Annotated in this window: 14 protein-coding genes and 1 tRNA gene; 12 read left to right on the top strand and 3 right to left on the bottom strand. The window is 67.3% G+C overall.

Annotated elements, in window-relative coordinates; all coding sequences use genetic code 11:
• Positions 1-9,339 carry a fatty acid synthase subunit beta domain-containing protein gene (locus ACFVAV_RS34115; RefSeq protein WP_379039775.1) on the bottom strand — a complete coding sequence of 3,113 codons (9,339 nt, stop codon included), beginning with the start codon at positions 9,337-9,339 and terminating at the stop codon, positions 1-3.
• 372 nt (positions 9,340-9,711) lie between these two features.
• Between ACFVAV_RS34115 and ACFVAV_RS34110 the strand changes: the two genes are divergently transcribed.
• The 3 genes from ACFVAV_RS34110 to ACFVAV_RS34100 all read left to right on the top strand — a co-directional run bounded on the left by ACFVAV_RS34110 (position 9,712) and on the right by ACFVAV_RS34100 (position 11,484).
• A tRNA-Leu gene (locus ACFVAV_RS34110) sits at positions 9,712-9,793 on the top strand.
• A gap of 171 nt (positions 9,794-9,964) precedes the next feature.
• Positions 9,965-10,396 carry a hypothetical protein gene (locus ACFVAV_RS34105; protein ID WP_379039774.1) on the top strand — a complete coding sequence of 144 codons (432 nt, stop codon included), beginning with the start codon at positions 9,965-9,967 and terminating at the stop codon, positions 10,394-10,396.
• Positions 10,393-11,484 carry a tyrosine-type recombinase/integrase gene (locus ACFVAV_RS34100; RefSeq protein WP_379039773.1) on the top strand — a complete coding sequence of 364 codons (1,092 nt, stop codon included), beginning with the start codon at positions 10,393-10,395 and terminating at the stop codon, positions 11,482-11,484. The genes ACFVAV_RS34105 and ACFVAV_RS34100 overlap by 4 nt, the downstream gene beginning before the upstream one ends.
• A 236-nt stretch (positions 11,485-11,720) precedes the next feature.
• Here ACFVAV_RS34100 and ACFVAV_RS34095 read toward each other — a convergent pair whose 3' ends face one another.
• Positions 11,721-12,251: a class IV adenylate cyclase gene (locus ACFVAV_RS34095; protein ID WP_379039772.1), complete on the bottom strand. Its 531-nt coding sequence runs from the start codon at positions 12,249-12,251 to the stop codon at positions 11,721-11,723.
• Between the two features lie 1,966 nt (positions 12,252-14,217).
• Here ACFVAV_RS34095 and ACFVAV_RS34090 point away from each other — a divergent pair.
• The 7 genes from ACFVAV_RS34090 to ACFVAV_RS34060 are packed head-to-tail and all read left to right on the top strand — an operon-like array spanning position 14,218 to position 19,122.
• Entirely contained in the window at positions 14,218-15,009 is a 792-nt protein-coding gene (locus ACFVAV_RS34090) for a hypothetical protein (RefSeq protein ID WP_379039771.1), read from the top strand.
• Complete coding sequence (locus ACFVAV_RS34085; RefSeq protein ID WP_379039770.1) at positions 15,002-15,385, top strand: hypothetical protein; 384 nt, start codon at positions 15,002-15,004, stop codon at positions 15,383-15,385. Before ACFVAV_RS34090 ends, ACFVAV_RS34085 begins: the two co-directional genes overlap by 8 nt.
• Before the next feature lie 32 nt (positions 15,386-15,417).
• On the top strand, positions 15,418-15,987 hold the full coding sequence (locus ACFVAV_RS34080; protein ID WP_379039769.1) for a DUF3558 domain-containing protein: 570 nt from the start codon (positions 15,418-15,420) through the stop codon (positions 15,985-15,987).
• A gap of 17 nt (positions 15,988-16,004) precedes the next feature.
• Positions 16,005-16,445 carry a YbaB/EbfC family nucleoid-associated protein gene (locus tag ACFVAV_RS34075; protein ID WP_379039768.1) on the top strand — a complete coding sequence of 147 codons (441 nt, stop codon included), beginning with the start codon at positions 16,005-16,007 and terminating at the stop codon, positions 16,443-16,445.
• 3 nt (positions 16,446-16,448) lie between these two features.
• The gene (locus tag ACFVAV_RS34070) at positions 16,449-16,790 is read left to right on the top strand and encodes a hypothetical protein (RefSeq protein WP_379039767.1); all 342 of its coding nucleotides are present in this window, start codon (positions 16,449-16,451) and stop codon (positions 16,788-16,790) included.
• Positions 16,787-18,568, top strand: a complete 1,782-nt coding sequence (locus tag ACFVAV_RS34065; protein WP_379039766.1) for an alpha/beta hydrolase — start codon at positions 16,787-16,789, stop codon at positions 18,566-18,568. Before ACFVAV_RS34070 ends, ACFVAV_RS34065 begins: the two co-directional genes overlap by 4 nt.
• Positions 18,565-19,122, top strand: a complete 558-nt coding sequence (locus ACFVAV_RS34060; protein WP_379039765.1) for a hypothetical protein — start codon at positions 18,565-18,567, stop codon at positions 19,120-19,122. The genes ACFVAV_RS34065 and ACFVAV_RS34060 overlap by 4 nt, the downstream gene beginning before the upstream one ends.
• A gap of 45 nt (positions 19,123-19,167) precedes the next feature.
• Here ACFVAV_RS34060 and ACFVAV_RS34055 read toward each other — a convergent pair whose 3' ends face one another.
• The gene (locus tag ACFVAV_RS34055) at positions 19,168-20,382 is read right to left on the bottom strand and encodes a helix-turn-helix domain-containing protein (RefSeq protein ID WP_379039764.1); all 1,215 of its coding nucleotides are present in this window, start codon (positions 20,380-20,382) and stop codon (positions 19,168-19,170) included.
• Between the two features lie 340 nt (positions 20,383-20,722).
• On the opposite strand from ACFVAV_RS34055, the gene ACFVAV_RS34050 reads away from it, so the two are divergent.
• Positions 20,723-20,869, top strand: coding sequence for a hypothetical protein (locus ACFVAV_RS34050; RefSeq protein ID WP_379039763.1), 147 nt, complete (start codon positions 20,723-20,725; stop codon positions 20,867-20,869).
• Positions 20,870-21,587: 718 nt separating this feature from the next.
• Positions 21,588-22,214, top strand: a complete 627-nt coding sequence (locus ACFVAV_RS34045) for a DUF5753 domain-containing protein (protein WP_379039762.1) — start codon at positions 21,588-21,590, stop codon at positions 22,212-22,214.
• Positions 22,215-22,368: the final 154 nt, after the last annotated feature.

Raw genomic sequence — 22,368 nt, 5'->3', positions numbered from 1 at the left:
TTACGACGCTTCGGTCGGCTGCGGAGCGGAACCGAGCTGTCCTGCGCCGCAACCCCATCCGTTCGCCCGGTACACACCTTCGCTGTCGAGCCTGGCCTCCGGCGAGAGCAGCATGTCGGCCTCGAGCTGACGGATCTGCTTGGCCGGAGTGCCGTCGGCGCCCAGGCGACGATCCGCCGGCTTCTCGTACAGTGCCGCGCCGCCGCACATGGCCTCGGCGAAGCGCTGCCTGCCCGCGAGCTGACGCGCCTGCGCCCGCTCCTGGTACTCGGCCCGCGCCGCCGGCTCGATCGCGGCCAGGAACGCCTGCGGATGGACCACCGCGAGCAGACCGGACACGTGGCCGAAGCCGAGCGAGGTCACCAGACCCGCCTTCAACGCGAACTTGTCGCCGAAGCGCAGCGGTTCACGCGCCCACACCAGGTGCGGGTAGGCCGCCATCTTCTCGTCGACACAGTCCAGGCTCCGGTTCGGCGGCACCACACCGTTTTCCAGCACCTGGCACAGGCCGATGAGCTGGAAGGCCGCCGCGCCGCCCTTGGCGTGGCCGGTGAGGCTCTTCTGCGAGACCACGAACATCGGTGCGCCGTCGGTGCGGCCCAGCGCGCCGGCGAGCCGCTCGTGCAGCTCCGACTCGTTGGGATCGTTGGCGGCGGTGGAGGTGTCGTGCTTGGAGATCACCGCGATGTCGTCGGGTGTGACGCCGAGCTTGCGCAGTTCGGCGGCCAGCCGCGAGCCGCTACCACCACGGCCCGCGCCCAGCGCACCGAGACCCGGCGCGGGGATGGAGGTGTGCACGCCGTCGGCGAAGGACTGCGCGAAGGCGAGCACGCCGAGCACCGGCAGACCCATCTCCACGGCCACGTCACCGCGAGCCAGCAGCACGGTGCCGCCACCCTGCGATTCCACGAACCCGCCGCGACGGCGGTCGTTGGCGCGGGAGAAGTAGCGATCGCTGATGCCCTTGGCGCGCATGGCCGCCGAGTCCGCGGTGGCCGACATGTCACCGAAGCCGACGATGCCTTCGATGCCCAGATCGTCGAAACCACCGGCGACCACGACCTCGGCCTTGCCGAGCCGGATCTTGTCGACGGCTTCCTCCACCGACACCGCCGCCGTGGCGCACGCCGCGACCGGGTGCACCATGGCGCCGTAGCTGCCGACGTAGGACTGCACGACGTGCGCCAGCGCGACGTTGGGCAGCGCCTCCTGGAGGATGTCGTTCGGGCGCGGCTCGCCGAGCAGGTTGTCGACGTAGAGCGAGCGCATCGAGGACATGCCGCCCATGCCGGTGCCCTGGGTGTTGGCCACCAGGCTCGGGTGCACCCAGCTCATCAGCTCGTCGGGGCTGAAGCCTGCGCCGACGAACGCGTCGACGGTGCAGACGATGTTCCACAGCGCGACCCGGTCGATCGAGGCGGCCATGTCGGCCGAGACGCCCCAGATCGTGGGGTCCCAGCCGGTCGGGATCTGGCCACCGACGACGCGCGAGAGCTTCGCCTTGCGCGGCACCCGGATCTCGGTGCCCGCCTGGCGGGTGACGGTCCAGTCGCTCGAATCCGCGACCGGGCTGATCACCGTGTGCTCGGGATCGGCGGTGTGGAAGGCACGCGCCTCGGCCTCGCCCGCGACCGTGAAGGTCAGGTCCTGGTCGAGGAACACCGAGGTGAGCAGCGGCGCCGCGTTGTCGAGCATCGCGCCGTCGTCCTCGTAGCGCCGCACGCCGCAGCGCTCGACGACGGTGTCGTGGTAGCGCTCGGCCAGCTCGCCCTCCGGCACGAAGTCCCCGGATTCGGTGTCGTACCAGCCCGGCTTCGGGTCGTTCTCCCAGCGGATCAGACCGGTGGTCCAGGCCAGCTCGAGCACGCCGGCGGCCGAGAGCTTGTCCTCGACCTCCATCTCGAAGCGGGTCCGCGAGGAGCCGTACGGGCCGAGCTCGGCCGCACCGACGATGACGACCATGTCGCTGAGATCGGCGGTCACGTCACCCCATTCCGGCACGGGCAGTGCCGAACTCAGGGTGGGCGGCGCAGGCAGCGCGGCGATGGTCGCGGCGGTGGCCGCTTCCTCCTCGCTCGCCGCGGCGGCCTCCTGGGCCTGCTTGGCCAACGCGGGCAGGTCGAGCTTGGCGCGCGCCAGACCACCGGTGAGGTCGATCTGCTGCGGACCGGTCTCGGTCACCTGACGCGCCCGCGCGGTGCACCACTTGAGCAGCTCGTCGGCCATCTCGGTGGTCGACCAGGTGTGCACGCCCGCCTTCTCCACGGCCTCGACCATCGGGTCGTTGTGGCCCATCAGCCCGGTGCCACGCACCCAGCCGATCAGCGCGTGCACCATGGTGACCCGCGCGGACCACGACTTCTCGGCCCGCCAGCGGGTGACCACCGCGTCGAGCGCGGCCTTGGACTCACCGTAGGCGCCGTCGCCGCCGAAGAGGCCACGGTTGGGCGAACCCGGCAGCACCACATGCAGTTTCGCGTCGACGTCGTGGTCGGCGCCGAGGGCGGACAGGCCACCGATCAGCCGCTCGACCGACCAGAGCAGGACCCGCATCTCCATCTCGGCGCGGGCGCCCGCGTCGGCGAGATCACCGGCGACGCGCGGTGCCGCGAACGGCAGCAACAGCGTCGGGGTCATGGCGTCCTTGACCTTGATCTTGGCGCCGCCCGCGTTGTCGACCTGTTCGGTGCCGACCCAGTCGATCAGCGCGTCCAGATCCTGGTAGGAGGCCATGTTCGCCGGGACGACCCACAGCGCCGCGCCGTGACGGGCGTTGTCGCGGTACAGCGAGCGGTAGAACCGCAGCCGCTCGTCGTTCAGGCGGGAGGTGGTGACCACCACCGTGGCGCCGCCGGAAAGCAGCTTGCCGGTGACCGCGGCCGCGATGGAACCCTTGCTGGCGCCGGTGATCACGGCGACATCGTCGGACCACAGACCGGCATCGGTGGTATCGAGCGCGGCCTCCGCGATCTGGGCGTACACCCCGGCCAGCACCGAGCGAGCCTCGTGCATGGCCCGCTGACGCCACCAGTTCGCCTGCGCGGCAACGGCTTCACCGGCACCGACGTAGCCGCCGATCGGCAGCTCCGCGGTGGCGGCGTCGTCGCCGAGCCACATGGTCGCGAGGTCCTCGCGGGCAGTGGCCCAGCGGTCGTCGATCAGGACGGCCTTGCGGGCGTCGAACGCCGGGGCGACCAGTCGCGGCCAGTCGGTGCCGAGTTCGGCCGAGACGAGGTCGACGAGGGTGTCCTCGGTGGCCTCGGGCGCGCTGACCTGCTCGCTGAGGCCGAGCTGCTCGAGGATGACCCTGGCCGCGGTGGCGAGCACGCCGTCGCGGCCGGTGATCTGCTCGGTGAACTCGCCCAGCGCCGCCGCGTCGACGGTGCCGCCGGACGCGCCACCCGCCGAGGGCAGCGAGACCGCGACACCGCGGCGCGCCGCCACCGCCTGCACGGCGGCGTCGATGGCCGCGTCGACCGAAGCGGCGTCGGACAGCGCACCGCCGACGAGTCCGCCGAGGTCGCCGCCGCGCACGCTGGCGCCTTCGCGGGTGCCGAGGGAGACCTCGGCGGTGACGTGGCTGGCCCAGCCGTCGCCGAGCTCCCACGTCTTCTTGACCCGGTCGGCGATGGCGGCGGGCCGCTTGCCGGAGGGGCCGAAGACCTTGCGCAGGTGGTCGCCGATGGCATCGGTGAGCACGGTGCCGAACGGCTTATAGGTGCGGGCCAGGCGCTCGACGGTGGCGGACAGTGCGCCCATGTCGGCGTCGGCGGCACCGTCGATGGCGCCGAGCGAGAGCTCGGAGCCGAGGTCGACGAGCAGCTGGTTGCGTCGCGAGGACACGCCGTCGCAGAGGCCTTCGATCGTGTCGACCGGGCCGATCTGGTCGAGCCGCAGCTTGGTCCACAGCGCGATGAGCACACGGGTGGCGTCGGCGGCGGAGAAGGCGATGTCGTCGGGACGGGGGCCGCCGGTGGCGACCGGTGGCGCGGCGACCGGTGCGGCAGCGGCGGCGGGGGCGGCCGCCGGCGCCTCGGCCGGGGTCTCCTCGATGTCGTCGACCGGCGCGGGGTCGGTGTCGGTGGCGTAGACGACCGCGGCGTCGCGCTCGACATTGACCACCTCGACCGTCGCCCCGCCGAACGCGGGCAGCTTCAGCGTCTGCGAAGCCAGGTTGGCCACCGTCGGAGTGGCGCCGAGGCCGATCTCCACGAACCGCTCCACAGCCAGGCCGCCGTGCGCGGTATCGGTGAACAGCAGGTCCTGGGTCTCGATCCAGCGCACCGGGCTGGCGAACTGCCAGGCCAGCAGCTCGATCAGCACCACGCGGCACAGTTCGGCCTCGCGCGCCGCCCAGCTGTCGAAGTCGGCCAGCACCGCGGCCAGCGGCTCCGACGGCACGAGTTCGGCGATCTCGGTGAGGAATTCCCGCTTCAGCGAGAACGGGCGCGGCACCAGGTTCGGGATGTAGCGGCCGACGAGCACCTCCGGGTGCACCTCGGTCGGCAGCAGCTGCTCGAGCTTGTGCCGGAACTCGGGAACACCGTCGCGCAGCACCGAGGAGTGGAACGGCACGTCGATGCCGGGCACCAGGATGAACGCCCGCTTGCCACCGAATTCTTCGCGGCGACGGTCGATCTCGGTCTCCAGCGCCTCGAGCCCGGCGACCGTGCCCGCGATGGCGTACTGCGAGCCGCGCAGGTTCAGGTTCACGACCTCGAGGAACTCACCGGTCGCCGCACCGATGCCGTCGACGAAGTCGATGACCTCGGCATCCGGCAGCCCGATCTGCGACGGGCGGATGGCCGCCATCCGGTAGTCGCTGCGGCCCTGCGCGTCACGCGGCACCAGCTCGTGCATGGCCGAGCCACGCTGGAACACCACCTCGAGCACGGCCTCCAGCGGCAGCACCCCGGCGACGGCGGCCAGCGCGTTGTACTCACCGACCGAGTGACCCGCCAGCATCGCGCCCTCGACGAAGGCGCCCGCCTCGCGCAGCTCGGCGACCTGGGCGACGCCGAGCGTCGCCATGGCGACCTGGGTGAACTGGGTCAGGTGCAGCACGCCGTCCGGGTGCCGGTGTTCGACACCGCGCGCCTTGAGGTAGGTCGGGTTGTCGCGCACCACCGCCAGGATCGAGAAACCGAGGGCTTCGCGGGTGTGCGCGTCGGCACGCTCCCACACCTGCTTGGCCGCCTTCGAGCGGGTCAGCGCGTCCAGACCCATCCCCTTGCGCTGGATGCCCTGGCCCGGGAAGGCGTAGACGGTCTTCGGGGCGGCGGTGCGCCCGGTCGCGGTCATGACCAGGTCACCGTCGACGCGGCAGGAGACCTCGACGATCTCGCTGCCCGCGTCCACCGCGATCCGCTCCACCCGCACGTCCACGGTCGCGCCGGGGCGCACCATGCCGAGGAACCGGGTGGTCCAGGCCGTGAGAGTGCGTGCGGGAACGGAGCTTTCGGGATCCACCGCGACCACCGCGTGCTGGGCGGCGGCCGAGAGCCACATGCCGTGCACGATCGGGCTGCCCAGTCCGGCCAGCTTGGCCGCGGCATCGGAGGTGTGGATCGGGTTGTGGTCGCCGGAGACGGCGGCGAAGGCGTGCATGGCGCGCGGGGCGGCCATGGTGACGTCGCGGCGACGGCGGCGCGGGGTGTCGGTGGCCTCGGCGGAGACCGCACCGGCCGCGCGCGGCGGATCGGTCAGCTCGCCGGCGCCGTTGCGGCCGCGGATGGCGAACCGCTCGACCAGCCGGGCCAGCGGCGCCGGGTCGAGCCCCTGATCGAGGATCAGGCCGACGGTGACGGCCACCTCGACGACCCGGCCCATATCGGTGTCGACCACCGCGCCGCTCTCGGCCCGCACCACGAGAATGCCGGTCTCCGAGGGCAGTTCGTTCAGCAGCTCGATCTGGTGGTCCAGGTGGACCAGATCCAGCATGCCCTCGATCACCGAACCGTTGTGCGCGGTACGCGCCGCGCCGAGCACCGCGAACACCGCGGGCCAGCAGGCGCCGACCAGCACGTCGGGCGCGGTGCGGCCGAGGGTGCTCAGCGTGGCGGGCAGACCCGAACCGGTGACACCGGCGTGGTCGGCGACCAGGTCCGGCATCCAGGCCAGGTTGACGTGTGCCACACCGGCTTTCACCTCGGGCAGCGACTGACCGGCGGCCACGCCGAGCAGCGCCGACATCGCGGTCTCGGCATCGGCTTCGGTGATCACCGGCGCGCCACCGGAGTAGATGCTCACCGGCACGGTGATCCGGATCTTCACCGCATCCCGGCCGAGCAGCGGCACCGCCAGCTCGACGTAGCCGAAATCGGCTTCGGGACCGGAGATCTCGGTCAGCGTCGCGCCGGTGCCCTGATGGACCGCGCTCCCCTGCTCCACGATCCACTCGGTGACGGCACCGAGGCGATGCACCGGGTTGACGGTGGTGCGGCCCGCCCACTGCACGTCGGGCGCGGCGAGCACGGTGTCGATCGGGCCGGTCACGACACCGGCGACGCGGCGCGCGTCCACCGGCGCCGGCACGACGCCCGCCCGGACCAGGCTGTAGGCGGTGTCCTGCTCGAAGCGGTCGAGCAGCTCGCCCACCGGCTCGTCGACCCGGGTGATGCCCGCGACCGCGACGGTGCCGGGGATGACACACACCTGATCGGCCGAGTAGCGCGGATCATGAGCCTGCCACAGCGAATCCGAGCGCCACCAGCGGCGCACATCGGCGTCGACGACGGGCACGAAGTTCACCGGCTTGCCCGGCGTCTTGCACAGCGAGACGAAGAACGGCACGTCGGCCGGGTGCAGTACGGTCTCGGCGACGCTGGGGTACTGCTTCTTCAGCTCGCACAGCGCCTGCACCGGCTGCTCGAACGCCTCGTCGTCGGCGAACAGCGTCTCGATCTCGCCGCTGTCGGCGGGGTGCAGCCGGGCTTCGGTGCGCCGCATCATCTCCGCGAAGCGGTCGCGCCAGCTGATGTCGAGCCAGTCCGAGCGGGTGGCCTCGCGGATCGCGTCGCCGATGTCGCTGCCGCAGTCGAACGAGATCGGGACCTCGCTCGAGACCGCCAGCGAGACATAGCGTTCCAGCCACTGCTGGTAGGTCATGGTGGCGACGTCGCCGAAGTAGGGCTTGGCGGTGGCGTCGAGGGCCGCGATGATCTCCTCGCGACGGGCCGCCACGGCCTCGGCGTCACCGGCGACCTCGTCGAGCAGACGACCGGTGCGCGAGGCGGCGTTGTCGATCTCGTGGATGTCGGCGCCCAGCTGGCTGCGGCCCGAGGCCATGCCGCCGGAGGCGGTGCCCGCACCGACCCAGTCGGGGGTGCCGGGGGTGTCGACGAGCAGCTGCTTCACCTCGGGGGCCGTGGTGGCCTCGAGGGTCGCCATGGCGGCGGTGCCGACCAGCACGCCGTCCAGCGGCATCACCGGGTAGCCGTGGTTGGTGGCCCAGGTGCCGGTCAGGTAGTCGGTGGCCCGCTCGGGGGTGCCGATGCCGCCGCCGACGCAGACCACCACGTTGGCGCGGTTGCGCAGCTCGGCGTAGGTGGCCAGCAGCAGGTCGTCCAGGTCTTCCCAGGAGTGGTGCCCGCCCGCCTTACCGCCCTCGATGTGCATGATCACCGGGTAGTCCGGCACGGCGTCGGCGATGCGCAGCACGGCGCGGATCTGGGCGACGGTGCCTGGCTTGAACGCGACGTGGCTGATACCCGCCTCGGTCAGCTCCTCGATCAGCGCGACGGCCTCGTCCAGCTCGGGAATGCCCGCGGTGACGATCACGCCGTCCAGCGGCGCGCCCGCCGCGCGCGCCTTCTGCACCAGGCGCTTGCCGCCCAGCTGCAGCTTCCACAGGTAGGGGTCGAGGAACAGCGAGTTGAACTGCACCGCGCGACCCGGCTGCAACAGCTGGCGCAGCTCGGTCATCCGGTCGGCGAAGATCTGCTCGGTGACCTGACCGCCACCGGCCAGCTCGGCCCAGTGGCCCGCATTGGCCGCGGCCGCGACGATTTTCGCGTCGACGGTGGTCGGGGTCATGCCGGCGAGCAGGATCGGCGAGCGGCCGGTGAGCTTGGTGAACGCGGTCTCCACGACGATGCGCCCGTTGGGCAGCCGCACCGGCTTCGGCGCGAAAGCCGACCACGGGGTGGCGGCTTCGGGGGCCGCGCCCGGGGTGAGCAGACTGCGCTGGCCGGGACGGGTGGCGGCGGCGACCACGCCGACGCCGGTGCCCTTGAGCGAACCACCGGTGACGCGCGAGAGCAGGTCGCCGGGACCGAGATCCAGGATCCACTCCGCGCCCGCCTCGACGACGGCGTCGACGGTGGCGACCCAGTCGATCGAATCGACCAGGATCTGCTGGGTCAGGGACGCGGCGAGCTCCGCGTCGAGGTCGCACTGGCGGGCCCAGCCGGCGACCAGGTCGACGGTCTCGGCCAGGGCCGGGTGATGGAAGGCGATGTCGACGGCGACGTCCTCGAACACCGGCGCGAACACCGCACCGCCGCGAATCTTGCTCTCCCGCTCGCGGGTCTGCTCGTCGTGCAGCTGCGTGCACTTGGCCCGCACCCGGTCGAGCTGGGCGGGAGCGCCGGACAGCACGACCCGCCTGCGGCCGTTGCGGATCGACACCACCGCGGCGAGCGCGGGATCGACGCCCTCGGCGACCTCGGCGACGATCGCCCGCAGCTGCTCGGGATCGACGTTGGACACCGCGACCATCGGCGAGCGCTCGCCCACCGGCATCAGCCCGCGCCTGCGCGCGACGAGTCCGGCAGCGGCGCCGACGAGCTGGGCAATGGCCAGCAGCTCCGCGTCGCGCGCGCCGCCCGCCTCGACCGCGGCGGCAGCGAACAAGCCCTGCGAATGGCCGACGATCGCGACCGGCGGGTGCTCGGCCGTGTCGAGACCCTGCAGACGCAGCGCCCTGGTGGCCGCGAGCTGGGCCAACAGCACGCCGGGCATCGACACGGCGGCCGAGCGCAGCACCGAGGCCGCGGGCACCGACGAGGGCTCCTCCGGCTCGTCCAGCTCACTCTCGAGCATCCAGCCCATCGGGTCGAAGCCGCCGGGACGCACCACCAGCAACTGTGCCGCAACCGGATCGATCAGCGCCGCGGCCTCGTGCACCAGCGCGGTCAGCTCAGGTTCGAGCGCACTGTCGCGACCGATCTCCTCGAGCTCGCTCAGCCACTGCGCACCCTGCCCACCGAACGCCAACGCATACCCGGCCCCGTTACGCAGCTGCTCCACCAGCGCCGCGCGGACACCCGATGCCTGGCCACGACCACCAGCTTTTGCGGTCGACTCCATGCCCATCTCGGTGCTCTCGTTGATCGTCAAGACGCTCGACTTCCTTCTCCTGGCGCTCCGCCCACCGACGGCACGCACACGTATCCGGCAGCCCCTCGGGCCTGTTGAAAGCCACGATCGCACAAAATCATGAGGAAAGCCTCACGTTTCTCGCCCCCACGCCAGCTACCGCCGAGTATTTCTGTACGCCCGTACCAAAATTATCTGAAACATGACCCTGCCTCACATTTGAACCCGCAGGTGAGGCCTGTTACTTCGCTTCGCAAACATGAGTGGCCCTCACATTGAGGGTTACCAAATCGTTATAACCCCAGGTCGTGTTACCGACGAGTACGACATGCCGCCCCAACGCTTCGCGTAGCCGGATTTGCCCGGTAGAGTTTGGACGGTCGTACACATCCAGCGCGAGTGGCGAAATTGGCAGACGCGCCAGATTTAGGTTCTGGTGTCCACGGACGTAGGGGTTCAAGTCCCCTCTCGCGCACAGATTCCTGGCTTTCGAGCCAGATCAGGGCTTCCGCGTGTTCGAGTGCACTCGCACACGGAGGAGACACGACATGCAGGGCCCTGACCTGCTTAAACATGTTTCACTGGGTGGCAGCCGTGCCACTTTTCGCACCCTCTCGGTACCCCGCCGCGTGCGTGGTGATCGCCGGTGATCGAGCCACTCGTCCCACCCCAGACCGCACTCCAAGACCGCATCCACGGCCCGCTTCCGGTGTGCGTCGTCCCGGGCACCGCCGACCCAGATCTCGCGTACGGCGTCGCCGTGGTCGGTGATGCCGGCCGTGTTGCCGACCGCGCGGTGCTGTCGGCGCTGAGCTGGTCTCCGGGGACCCGGCTGACGATGTCGTGTACGGAGGGCGGTCTTGTTCTTGTGCACGCTGCCAGCGGCGGCACTGTCCAGGTGACCGGTGCCGGGTTCTTCCGAGTTCCGTTCCGCCAGCGCCGATGCGTCCGGCTACTCGAAGGCGACCGCGTGCTGCTGGTCGCCCACCGGGAACAGAAGCGGTTGTTGATCTATCCCCCGGCCGCACTCGATGCCCTGACTCGTGAGAGCCGACGAATCCTGGAGGACTCACTGTGACGATCCACAGCCCTGCCCGTCCTGCCCCCACCGCAGATACCTTGGCCGCTGCACAGTTGCTGCTGACCCAGATGGGCATCACCGCGGCGGACCTGATCGGCAGTGCCCCCGCAGCACCGACATTCGCCGAAGTGATCCCGCGTGTACGGGCACGCCTGTCGGCGGGCACCGCCCGCACCTACGGGACCCATTTGGATCGACTCGAATCCCGTTGGCCAAACCGATCGTTGACCGAGCCCACCCGTCACGAACTCGAGGAACTCACGCGCGCGGTCCAGGCGTCTGCCCGCACCAACCGAGCTTCCCGAGGCGGGACCAGCGCGGTCGAACACTTCGTGTCCGCGGTACGCGCTGTCTACCGCTACGCCGAGGAAGCCGGATGGGTTCGCCCACAAGACAATCCGGCAAGGCAGCTGCCGATCCCGTCCCGCCGGGCCTCACAGCGATACGCGATCCCGTCGGCCCAGATCGCCGAGATCTGCCAGGTCGCGGCCACCTCCGGTGACGACCCTGAACTCGACAGCCTGATCCTGCGGTTCCATCTCGAGACCGCGTGCCGTCGCGGTGGTGCGCTGGCATTGCGCCCGCAGGACCTCGACCGGGATCAATGCCTGGTTTACCTGCGAGAGAAGGGCGGCTCGGATCGCTGGCAGCCGGTGTCACCGACATTGATGCGACACCTGGACGACCACGCAACCCGACGGCAGGCGCCTTTCACCGGCCAGTTGCTGCGCTACGGGCACGGACGCCCGATCACCGCCCGCCGATACGACTACATCTGGACCCGGGTCGGCGAGTCACTGCCATGGGTAACCGCCCAAGGTGTCACGGCCCACTGGCTACGCCACACCACTCTGACCTGGGTCGAACGAACGTTCAGCTACGCCGTGGCTCGGGCCTTCGCCGGACACCACGGCAAGAGTTCCGGCACGACCGACACCTACGTCAAGTCCCACCTGCACGAAGTCGCCGCCGCACTGGCGGTCCTCACCGGCGAGCCACACCCTCTCGCGCGCGGCGGCGGGCACCCGACAGCAACGCCGACTCGCGATCACCGGTTCACCGAACTCGACCTCCCGAACACGTAACAGCCCTGAAGGCGGTCCGGATGGATGCTCAACCGGCCCGCCCTCGGCTGCACCCGCACGAGAGGTTCGGGTTCTTCGCTCGTAGCGGTAGGCGCCGTCGATGCCCGTGGCGACGGACAGATAGGCGCGGTACATGCCGCATCTGAAGGCCCCGGACGCTCACGTTGTGATGCTCAACCGGGGCCTTTCGGGGTCGTGCTGTTCTTGTGCTCCGCAGCAGGATGCGGGAGCCGTCGTCAGAAGCGCAGCTCTCGAATCGTGTTGAGGTCGATTCCATGGCGTGCGTAGATCTTGATCGTGTTCTCGCCGGTGAGATCTGCTTCGGTGTAGCCGAGCAGTTCGGCGACACGAATGACGTCAGCCTTGGTTGCGGCCTCTATCTCGAGATACGGCGGGATCCTGGGCCAGGTGTCGAGTTCCAGCTGTGCGCCGTCGAGGGTGAAGCTGACCCGCTTGTTTTCCTGGTACGACTTCGCAGAAAATCCCATCATCTCGAGCAGAGAATTGGTAGCGGCGAAGTCATCGACACTCACCTCCACCTCGTGCGTGCCGTCGATGGCGTCGCTCGTGATCTCCTTGACGGCGAGTGTGGTTCGATTTCCGTTGTCGCGCAGCCGGATCCACTTGCCGTCTACCCCGGGGGCGATGTCGTAGACGTAGCGGCGCATGAATCGCTCGCCGAGCTTGTGGCCGCCTTTGTCCAGGATGTGACGCTCGATGGTGTCGGAGTCGATGTCGAGGATCTTCGCTTCGTGCTCGATGGGCACGGGGACTCCTTCTGAGTTGTCGATGGGGTGAGCGATTCACTCGCCACTCCGTGGCGCATGACCGTGGCATTGGGTGGCGAGCCCCGTATGGTGCGGCAGTTCGTATGTCATCATCTCGGACTGCTCAGCCAGCGATGGGCGCAGTCCGGGCGCTCCAGTCGCAACCGCGCATTGTGCGCGTCCTGGACTGTGCCCCAGCAAGGTTGGTGCCGCGCGGCCTGTGGTAGGTGATAGCATGCGTCGGCGGCTTGCGGGGAGGCGCCGCGATGGTTTGTTGACGTTCAGAGGGGGACTCTATGACGGTGGACGGTCTAGGAACTCCATCCTCGCTCGGTGGAGTTCCGGCTCCTCTGATACAGCTCGGCGGCAATGCGGCGGCTGTAGCCGCTGCCGCCGCTCAACAAAAGGTCTCGGCAGCGCAATCTCGTGCGAGTGCCACCGACCAGGCGTTGCTGGCCAAGAACGCTGGTACCGACGCGAACTTTGTCACCAGCGAGGAGAACTTCGGCTCCTATTCGCACGCCGACATCTACCGGCACGCCCAGGCAATGAACGTCGAAGGGCTGCGTACGGCCCATACCTTGTGGTCGGCGGAATGTACGCGATTGTCGGATCTGTCGATGTCATTGCAGACCTCGCTTCTCGGGTTGATGAATGACGGGGCGTGGAAAGGTCAGAGCGGCGATGCCGCACGTACTGCCGTTGGCGCTCTGGGCGGGGCGACAAGGCAAGTCGCGGATGTCTTCTCCACGGTGTCGGATCGGCTCGACGCAGCCGCGTGGGCAGCGGAGGCCACTCGGCTCGCAGTGCCGCCGCCGGCTACATCCTCGGCAGTTGCGGCGCCGAACCCGGATGATCCGACGTCGATGATCATCCCCGGCCTCCTCAACCCTGCGACGGTGACCGCGGATCAGGAAGCGCAGACCGCAGCGGAAAATGCCGCACGAGCGACGATGAACACGCTGTATGCCCCGTCGTTTCCTACCACGGGAGACACCGTCCCGGCCTTTGGTGAAGCGCCTCGATTCGGCGAGAACGGTGCACCGGTGGTAGCCCAGGCATCTCCGCGCGATCCCGGATCGAGCACCCCCGATCAAGGCAGCCCGGCGGCGTCGAGCGTGCCGGAATCGGCAACACCGACATCCGAGGAACCAGCGACTCCGACCCCGGGGAACACCGACGCTGCTGACTCGTCGGGCGATACGGGAAATACGGCCGACGACGGAACATCGTCAACAGATGACGCCGGGTCGACGACGGCAGCGAGTACCGCAACCGCGCCGGGTACGCAGCCCGCGCAACCTGGCGGTCAGTCGTCCGCCACCCCGAGTCCGGGTTCGCCTAACTCCGCAGGTTCATCGGGCGGTTCGGGTTCACCAGTCCTGGGCAGACAGGCACCCGCTGTGCCGGGCAAGGCCGTTCCAGCCCCGAGCACCCCGCCGGGCGCGCCCCGCTCCGCCCTGGGCGGCCAGGCGGGTTCGGCTCGCGTCGCTGGTTCGCCAACCGGAATGGGGCCGATGGCCTCCGGCGGTGCCGGCGCCCGCGGTAAGGCTGGTGATGACGAGGGGGAACATCGAGCACCCGACTACCTGCGGGGTGTTCATCCCGACTGGCTGGCCGGGACAGAAGCTCCGCCTGCGGTGTTCGGCGCCGACGCCGAATCCGCACGTCCGGTTGCCGGACCGTCGCAGCCCCCGAGCCCAGTTCCTGCTCGTGTGTTCTCGACTCCTGCGGTACGGCATGAACCCGAGTTCGTCCCGGCCCCGTCCGCTCCGGCCGTCTCTGCCAATGCTGCCGACTCCCGCGTTCAACCGGATGCTCCCGCTCGACAGACAGCGCCCCCGCCTAGCGAAACCGAAGCACCACAACCCGAGCCACCGGCGCTGTCCGCCGAAATTGCCAGCCTCCTCGCCCAGCATGGCCTTTCAGGGACTGCACAGACGAGTACACCAGCGGGTGATCCCCGGTGACCATTCCCGTGACGTGGACGCTGACTCCGGACGAGTTCGCGGCGCTGTGGCAACGCGAAACCGACCTTGACGCGTTCGACTACCCCAGCCCGATCGTGATCCGAGAGACGTTCTCGACACCCAGCGAACAACAGCGCTTCATCACCGACACGATGCCCCTGCGATACCCGCACGGCCGCGATCAAAGCCTGTCCGCCGCGTTTACGGTTCTGGCGGGCGCTGACACCCAGCTGCGTTGTACAGGACAGCTCGCCGGTGGACTTGAAATCCGAGCCCACGGTGCCGCGTTGGGGGCTATCGGTGTCGTGGCACACCAGTACGCAACGGCATCCGAGCCATCGACGCCGATCATGATCACGCTGATTCGGCGAGCCAACGTCCCTTCGCAGCTGTGTACCGTCCTCCCGCCGACTCCGGCGGGTGCCGCAGAAGCAATGCTCGGTTTTACTCCCCGGGTCCGTGGCGAGGAGCCACCGACCCGGTGGGGGTTGATGCCGGATGGGCAAGCGCCGGTTGAGGAACAGATCAGAAACCTGGTCCGCCAACGCCGTTCCGGTGAAGGGCACTTCGTCATTCTCCGCGGCCTCGACACTGACCACCCCCATCCCGCTCGCTATGCGAGCTTCATCGATGTCGCCGCAGGCCGACCGATGAGCGGACGGTACTTGATCACCGTTGACGACCATGACACTCGGGTTGTGCCGGTGTCGCCGACGACACTTCCTCGCGAACTGCTCGCACACGTCCGAGAGCCCGACTCGTCCAACGAAAGGAGTCTCGGTGGCTGAGGAGATCAACTACGGGCAGGCGGATATCACTGCTTTCACGCAACGCGCCGGTGCAGGTGAATTCAGTTTCGAACCTGATGCAGCCCGGGCCGCGGTGCAGGAGATCGGCATCTATATATCAGGGCTGCGCACGTCGCGCCTCGAGATTGCGGCTGGTGAGCAGGCCAGCGGGTTCGGTACCCTCCCGTCCGGCACCGAACTTCAACAAGGCTTCAGGAACAAGGCTCGCTCCGCAGGAGATGCGATCGATCAACTGATTCAGGGTGCGATGCAGATCCAGGAAGGCTTCCTCCGGGCTGCGGGCCTGATCGAGGACGCAGACGATCTGAATGCTCGCCGAATTGCCCTGGCGGCCAACGCAACCGAGGGACAGTGATGATCAGGTATCGATGGCGTCAGGCGCTAGCCATGTTGGCGGTGGCACTGGCGCCGGTCTCATGCGCAACGCAGACTACGGATCTGCCGAGCAGCCAGCCGGACACGTCGTCAACGGCGAAGCAGACTTTTGCGGCGCCGGTGGGTGGCCCGCCGCAGCAAGGCCGGGGTACGACGAACCCGGTCCGATGGGACCCCTGCGTCGAGGTTCCCGACTCCACCGTGTCCGAAATCGGATTTGCCCCGGAGACCCGCGAGCGATCCGATGCCATCAACTACGACTACGCGTTCATCGGCTGCAAATTCTGGCGCAGGGAAGAGGTGCGTGGTCAAGCACTCCAGACCGGGGGTTTGTTCATCAAATCGGCAAACATCAGTCTGCAACAAATACGTGATCGCGAGGACGAAGAAGAGTTCACCGCCAACGGCCGTGCTGGAGTTCTCTTTCGTGACCGCGCAGCTGCCTCCTGCACCGTCGCGCTGCCCGGACCGGATGGTGTCGTCCACATCATGGTCGGGAGTTTTCCGGAACTCACCGATTGGGACGCATGCGACCACATCGGTGAGATCGTCGGCGCCGTTGAGACCCTGATCCCCAATTAGCGGAAGTCGACAACCTTATGACGCCCTCCCTTGATCCACTCCCCCGGAAGACAGCAACTTTGGTGTCGGCGCTCACCTCGACACGCTCCACAGCGACGGCCGCAGACGGGCTCATCCAGGTGCACGCCAGCGCCGATGGTGAGATCAGCGTCCATATCGACGACAAGCTCCTGGTACTCGGTGGTGCCGGGCTCAGCAAACTGATCACCGAGCTTGCCGCCCACGCGTTGCGCACAGCACGGACGAACGCCAACGCCGCGCTGGCAGAGTTCCGGTCCGACCCTCGAGTTGCCGAGGCGGTCGCGCACACCGTCGATGCGATGAACGCGCCATTGGCGGAGCGGCCGCTGTCGCACAGCTATGCCAACCGATCCGGCGATGAGTTCGACCGAGCGGAAGTCGAACGGCAGGTACCCGTCGAAGACCAGTTCGTGCACCGAAACACCTGGGGGAGATAGGTCATGGGTAGTGGTCTCGCTGATTCGCTCAATATCAACGCCGACGACGCACTCGTTCTCGCGCGAGGAATGCGTAGCTACGCGGCCGACATCGCTTACGGCACCGTGGCGCCGAGTACCTTCGGTTCAGCGGCCAACGCAGTTCGGTTCGGTTTCGCCGACTTCAGACTGGCGGACGTCTGCGCGGCGAAATCCTCCGAAACTGGTTCGGCGAATAGTGCTTTGAGTGACGCATTGCAGGCGATCGGCGACAACACGGTCAAGTGTGTCGATGCCTTCCACAACACCGACCACGCCACCAAGCTACAGATCGACAACGTGTCCACCTGGAAGACCGGCTCATGACCGCCCCGGCGACGAAAACCCAGGCCTACGCCATCCAGCCGGGGGCATTGGCCGGCCAAGTCACGGAGTGGCACTCCCTGCACGACCGCCTCGTCACCAATCTCGACCTGGCGCAACGTGATTACGCGGGATCGACCAGCTATTGGGTCGGCAATGCGGGAGATCGTGCCCGTGAAACGACGACAACCACGGTCACCGAGGGCCGCAAGATCACCACCGCGCTCAACAGCGCGGTCACCGCGGGAACCGAAGGTCAGACGAACATCACCGCCGCAAAGAACACCGCGACCACGGCGATCGACCTGGCCGAGAAGGATAAATTCACCGTCGGTGAAGACGGCACAGTCACCGCGCCTGACGCTCGTCTGTCGCTACCCGACGCGAACACCGAGGACATCACGGCCGCGCAAGCCGCACTCGACGCCACCGCGAAGAACGTTTACGAGCCTCCGATCAAAGCCGCCTTGCTCGGTCTGGGACAGGCGATCGAGGACACAACCGTCGCCATCGAGAAAGCGTTCGAGAACGTCGGCGCCATCAAGCCTGTCGCCCAGACGATTCAGGTCAGCCTGGGTGAACGCAGCCAGCAGGTGCAAGACATTCTGGACGGCAAGTCAACACTTCCCGCGGGCACACAGGAGTTCCACGATCTGTGGACCACACTGTCCGACGAGGACAAAGACGCCCTCTGGAACCAGGATCGCTACATCGGCAACCGCGACGGAATGCCGGCCACCGACCGTGACCACTACAACCGGCTCACCCTCGATGAACAACTCACCGCCGCCCAAACCGCACGCGCCGAAGCCGACCGGCTGAAGGCTGAGCATCCAGAGTGGGACCTGTCGGTCGCACCGACCGGGATGGGCGATGCACAAACACTGCCCGAGGACAGCGTCGCGGACTATCAGACGTGGCTGGCGAAGATGGAGGAGTCGCGCCATCTCGACGATCTGACCACCACGGCTAAGATTGCCGACTCCGCGTCTCCTTCCGGTGAGCCGAGGATGCTGCTGGGAATGGATGACAAGTCAGGTCAGCGCGTCCACGCGATCGTCGCGGACGGCAATCCCGACACGGCATCTCATGTGACGACCTACGTCCCCGGTACAGGGTCGCAACCGTCCAAGCTCGAGGGCGACATGGTTCGGGTCGACAACATGAGCGAGCAAGCAAACCTGTCAGGAGCTTCGAAACCCGTTACCATCGCATGGATGGGCTACGACGCGCCGCCTGAGGTGGTCAGCGATGCGACGCAGCGTGACTACGCGCAGGCAGGCGCTCCGGCGTTGAATGCGTTCCAGGACGGCCTGCGGGTAACCCACGAAGGTGAACCATCCCGCAACACTGTGCTCGGACACAGCTACGGCACGACCGTCGTCGGGTTGTCGGCCGCCGAGGGACGCACGCTCGATGCCGACACCATCGTGCTGGTAGCCAGCCCGGGGGCCGGTGTCGATTCTGCGCGCGATCTCAGCCTGACCGGTGTACCCGACGGGCAGCAGTACCAGCACGTGTTCTCCACCCGAGCGGAGAACGACCCGACTCCGCTCTACGAGAACCTCCCCGAGTTGGTTCCAGGTGTCGACCGCCACGGCGAAGACCCGACAGAGACCGAATTCGGCGGCCAGGTGTTCACCTCCGACCCCGGCACAAGAACGCCGGTCGTGGAGTACAGTGGCGCCTCCCACAGCCAGTACTGGGAACCAGGGAGTTCCTCACTCGTCAACATGGGTCACATCATCGCGGGCAACCCAGGCAAGGTGACATACGGGTGAGCAAATACCAGCGCTACATCCCGATCGTGCTGACTCTGCTCCTAGCTGTAGCAGGGTGCGGGTCGACATCAGACGGGCCTCATGTGGACGAGTCACTGACCGCAGTAGACGCGCAAATCAAGATCCGCGCGTACATGTCGGAAGTACTCGCTGAGCTCCCGGCTGGTACAGCACTGTCAAAGAAGCCGGATAACCCTAACCTTGGCACCCTGAATTCCTTGCGTGCCCTTCCTAATCCGTGTTGGGAAGGCAATGTTCAGTCGAGCGGCCCCCGCTACCTCAGCATCGGGTATTGGATCACAGGCCTGCCGCCTGGGTCGAATTCCGAGTATTTTCAACGAATCCCGTCCATCTGGCAGAGCAAGGGCTGGGAGGTTGGGGTCAACGATGTTTCGGCGGTAGCAACCGCGAAGTTGCCGGACGGTTTCGGGCTCCAGCTTCAAGATGCCGGGAAGGGCGACGGCTCGTTGAGCCTTAAGGGATTCTCCCCGTGTCTGCCTGAGTCAACTATCGACGCGATGGAGAACGACCCTTTCACGATCCCACACCCTTAACGCAGGCAATTGGGCCAGCCCGCGACACAGAACAGTAGGCAGCGGTCAGCCCGGGACAACTCCAACTCGCTGTGCCAAGCGACCGAGATCGCCGGTGGTGAGGTCTCGCCGTGCCGACCGCATCATGTGCCCGACCAACTCCCGAACGGGGGCCATGGTTCGCACATGCTGTGGGGCGGCGTGTTCGGCGCGTAGCAACGCATACAACGAGGCCCGGTAGTCCTTCTTCATCGCATACGCGCGGCCCGTCTCCACGAAGTACTGAGCACGTCGGCCGTCATTGGGCAGATCGGCTGGCGACAATGTAGGCGCAAGAGCCAGCACCTGGCCCGGCTCCCGTCGCTCCATCGCCGCGGACATCCGCCACAGCGTCACATTCGCCGGGCCGAATGACTCGTTTCGCGCCACCGACGTGCTGGACCGAGCACCCGCGAGCCGCGATGCTTGCTCGGCCGCTTCGCTCAGGTGGGGTTCGGGGTCGTCGCCCAATGTCGCGGCGACGATCGAACCTTGCAGGTGAAGCATCCCGAACGTTTCGACCTCGCCCACAGTGCGCACATCGGCGGCTATCTTCTCGGCGGTCTCAGCCGTGGTGGCTAGTGCGGCGGGCAGCGCACCAGGCCGCGACAACATGATCTGCCCTCTGGCGAACGCGGCCGCTGCGATCGGCGCTACACCGTCGACGTGTGCGGCGGCGCGTTCGGACTCCTGCGCGGCGGTCCAGGCCAGCGCGTGATAACCCCTTGCTCGCAGCGCCGAGGCGACGCCGTAGGTCACGGTGGCAAGCACGTCCCACGCTCGCTCGATGTTGTTGCTCTCTGCGTCGCGAACTTGGCGGTAGGCGTCGGTCAGCATGGGTGCGAGGATCGGCCCGAGTCTGGCGTAGTCGCAGTCGTTACGCAGTGCGGTCGCGGTACGGGCGAGTGTAGCCAGCTCATCTATGGTGCGTGGCGGGCCGAGATCCGTGACGTTGCCGCGCGACCACAGAACAGTCTCGAGCTCGGGAACTGCGGCATGAAATCCAGCTGTGGACGGGTCGAGCTTGTCTTGCTCATGGCCGGTCAGGTCCCCGATGGTGACACCGAGGGCCGCTGCCAGGGCGAGCATTGTTCGCCGAGAGTCGATGGGGCGTTCCCCGTTCTCGTACTTGGCGATCGCGCCACGACTCAGCCCTGTCCGGTCCGCCAGCACTTGCTGCGAGATGCCCCGACGCGCTCGGATCGCGCGCACCTGTTGGCCGATGTAGCGGTCCGCGTCCATGAACTCTCCCGTCGATGACACTGACAACCCACATCGTACGGGCCATTTCCCCGCTGGTCGGTGCGTTGTCCCGCGGCGGGACAAAGTGACGCTGGGATGCAGCGATTGTTCATTTCGGCCCCGCCGCCGGGGCGATGGCGGGGCGACCCGGCCACATCGGGCTCAGTGAGCTGCTCCTGATGGCGAAAGCCCCCGGCGGCGGGAGCATCCAATTGACATCTGACCAGGAGGCGACAGTGCCATACACCCAACCTTCGCCGCTTTTGAACCGACGCATCCAAAGCATGGCGCCCGGCCGCGATTGTCTGGTCGGGAAGTCGCAGTGACACAGCAAGATCCGATGCCGTCGTTCGCTGCCGACGTGCCGAACGTGCGATCGCTGGTCGAGGTTCTCGAGGCGATGGCAGAAGCGGGATGGATCAAGACTGCAACCGTGCCCGTTGACCCATTCGGTGATGCGGCCGATCTCGACGGGGAACAACGATGACGCCAACCAGTGCGTCGGCGGCCGCGTATGCAGAAACGCCGCGGTCACGCTGCGAGTTCTACCGTCGTGTGTGTTCGCTGCCCACCGTCGTCGATCCGCAGTCGGGTCGAATTACGATGCGGGCGGGGCTGATCGGTGCGGTGATGATGCCAGCCGATCTCGCCCAGCGCGTTCGGATTGCGCTCGATCATCGCGGTGTCGCCCCGCTGTCGATCATCAGTCACCCGAGAGCGGCGATGTGGACTTTTCTCGTGCGCACCGACATTCGACCCAGTGGAGACCCTGCCGATGTGGCACGGCTTTGGAGAGCAAGGGTTGTCGTAATCCGAGAAGGTGATATCGCTCTACCGTCTCCCGCGTCTGATCCGCTTGTGGCTAGGACCTGGATATCGCCAGCCATCAGTGCGTTCCGGCCATCCGGCGCGATCGTTCTCGAGTGTGCTCGTGCCTGCCTATCGACACAGGAGGCAGGCACGGGATGAGGATCGAGTGCGTACTCATCGAAGAGCCGGGGCGTTCCGGGTGCCGCATCACCGTTCCGGGACGCTATCCGGAATTTCGGGTGGTGATCAGGCCCAGATGGGGGCCTGCAGCCCGTTGCTTCGTTGCCCCATGCGTGCCCCGACTTGAAGGCTCCCACTTGGGCGCTCCCCCGATCTCTGAGAGATTTCTCCCTACAACTCCCAAAGTCGTCAATCACTGACGAAAGGTTAGGCCGATGTTCTACACCAGCTGGTACGAAACCTGCAGCGGTGGTCTGGCTTCCCTGAAACGCAGTCTTGTCCTCCTCGACCACACCGCCACCAATCGGCGCGTATACAGCGCCGATATGGTGCCGGTGTTCCTGCAAACGCCTGACTACGCGGGTGCCGTCCTATCCGCTTGCGCATCGGTGCTCCAAGTGCCGGATGACGCTGGAGACGCCGCTACCGCCCTGTTGCAGAGGAAAGCCATCCTCGATTCGCCGAGTCACCGATTCCGGCTGCTCATGGGTGAGGCTGCACTGTTGCGGACCGTAGGAAGTCCGACCGTAATGGCAGCCCAGACCCAATTCCTGCTGGAAACATTGGAGACCCGCAAGAACGTCGAAATTGGACTACTTCCCCTAGACAGCCAACTCCACACTCCGGCAACAAATTTCGATATCTCCGATCAGGCAGCCGTTGACATCGCAACCGTCACCGGCTTTGTCACTGCTACGAGTGCCGAGGAAATCGCCCTCGCTGAACGTACCTTCGACCTGCTCGCCGCTGAGGCGGCCTATGGACACGATGCTCGCGTCCTGTTGAACCGGGCGCAGTCCACTCACGCTTTCAACAAGATCAGCCCACGCACTCCCACCTAGGTATCCCTGGCCTATAGGCGGGTCGGCTTGGCATCAGCTCGCCGACCAGGGCGGCACCGGTTCAAGCGTCGGGCACGTTCGCAATCATGGTGCGGTGCAAGCTTGTTCATCGGCAAACTGAAGGAGGGAAATATTGTCAGCAGCGATCCGTTCC

This window comes from Nocardia sp. NPDC057663 (genome assembly GCF_042799895.1).
Classification (GTDB): Bacteria; Actinomycetota; Actinomycetes; order Mycobacteriales; family Mycobacteriaceae; genus Nocardia.
This window is presented reverse-complemented; position numbering and strand designations above follow the sequence as displayed.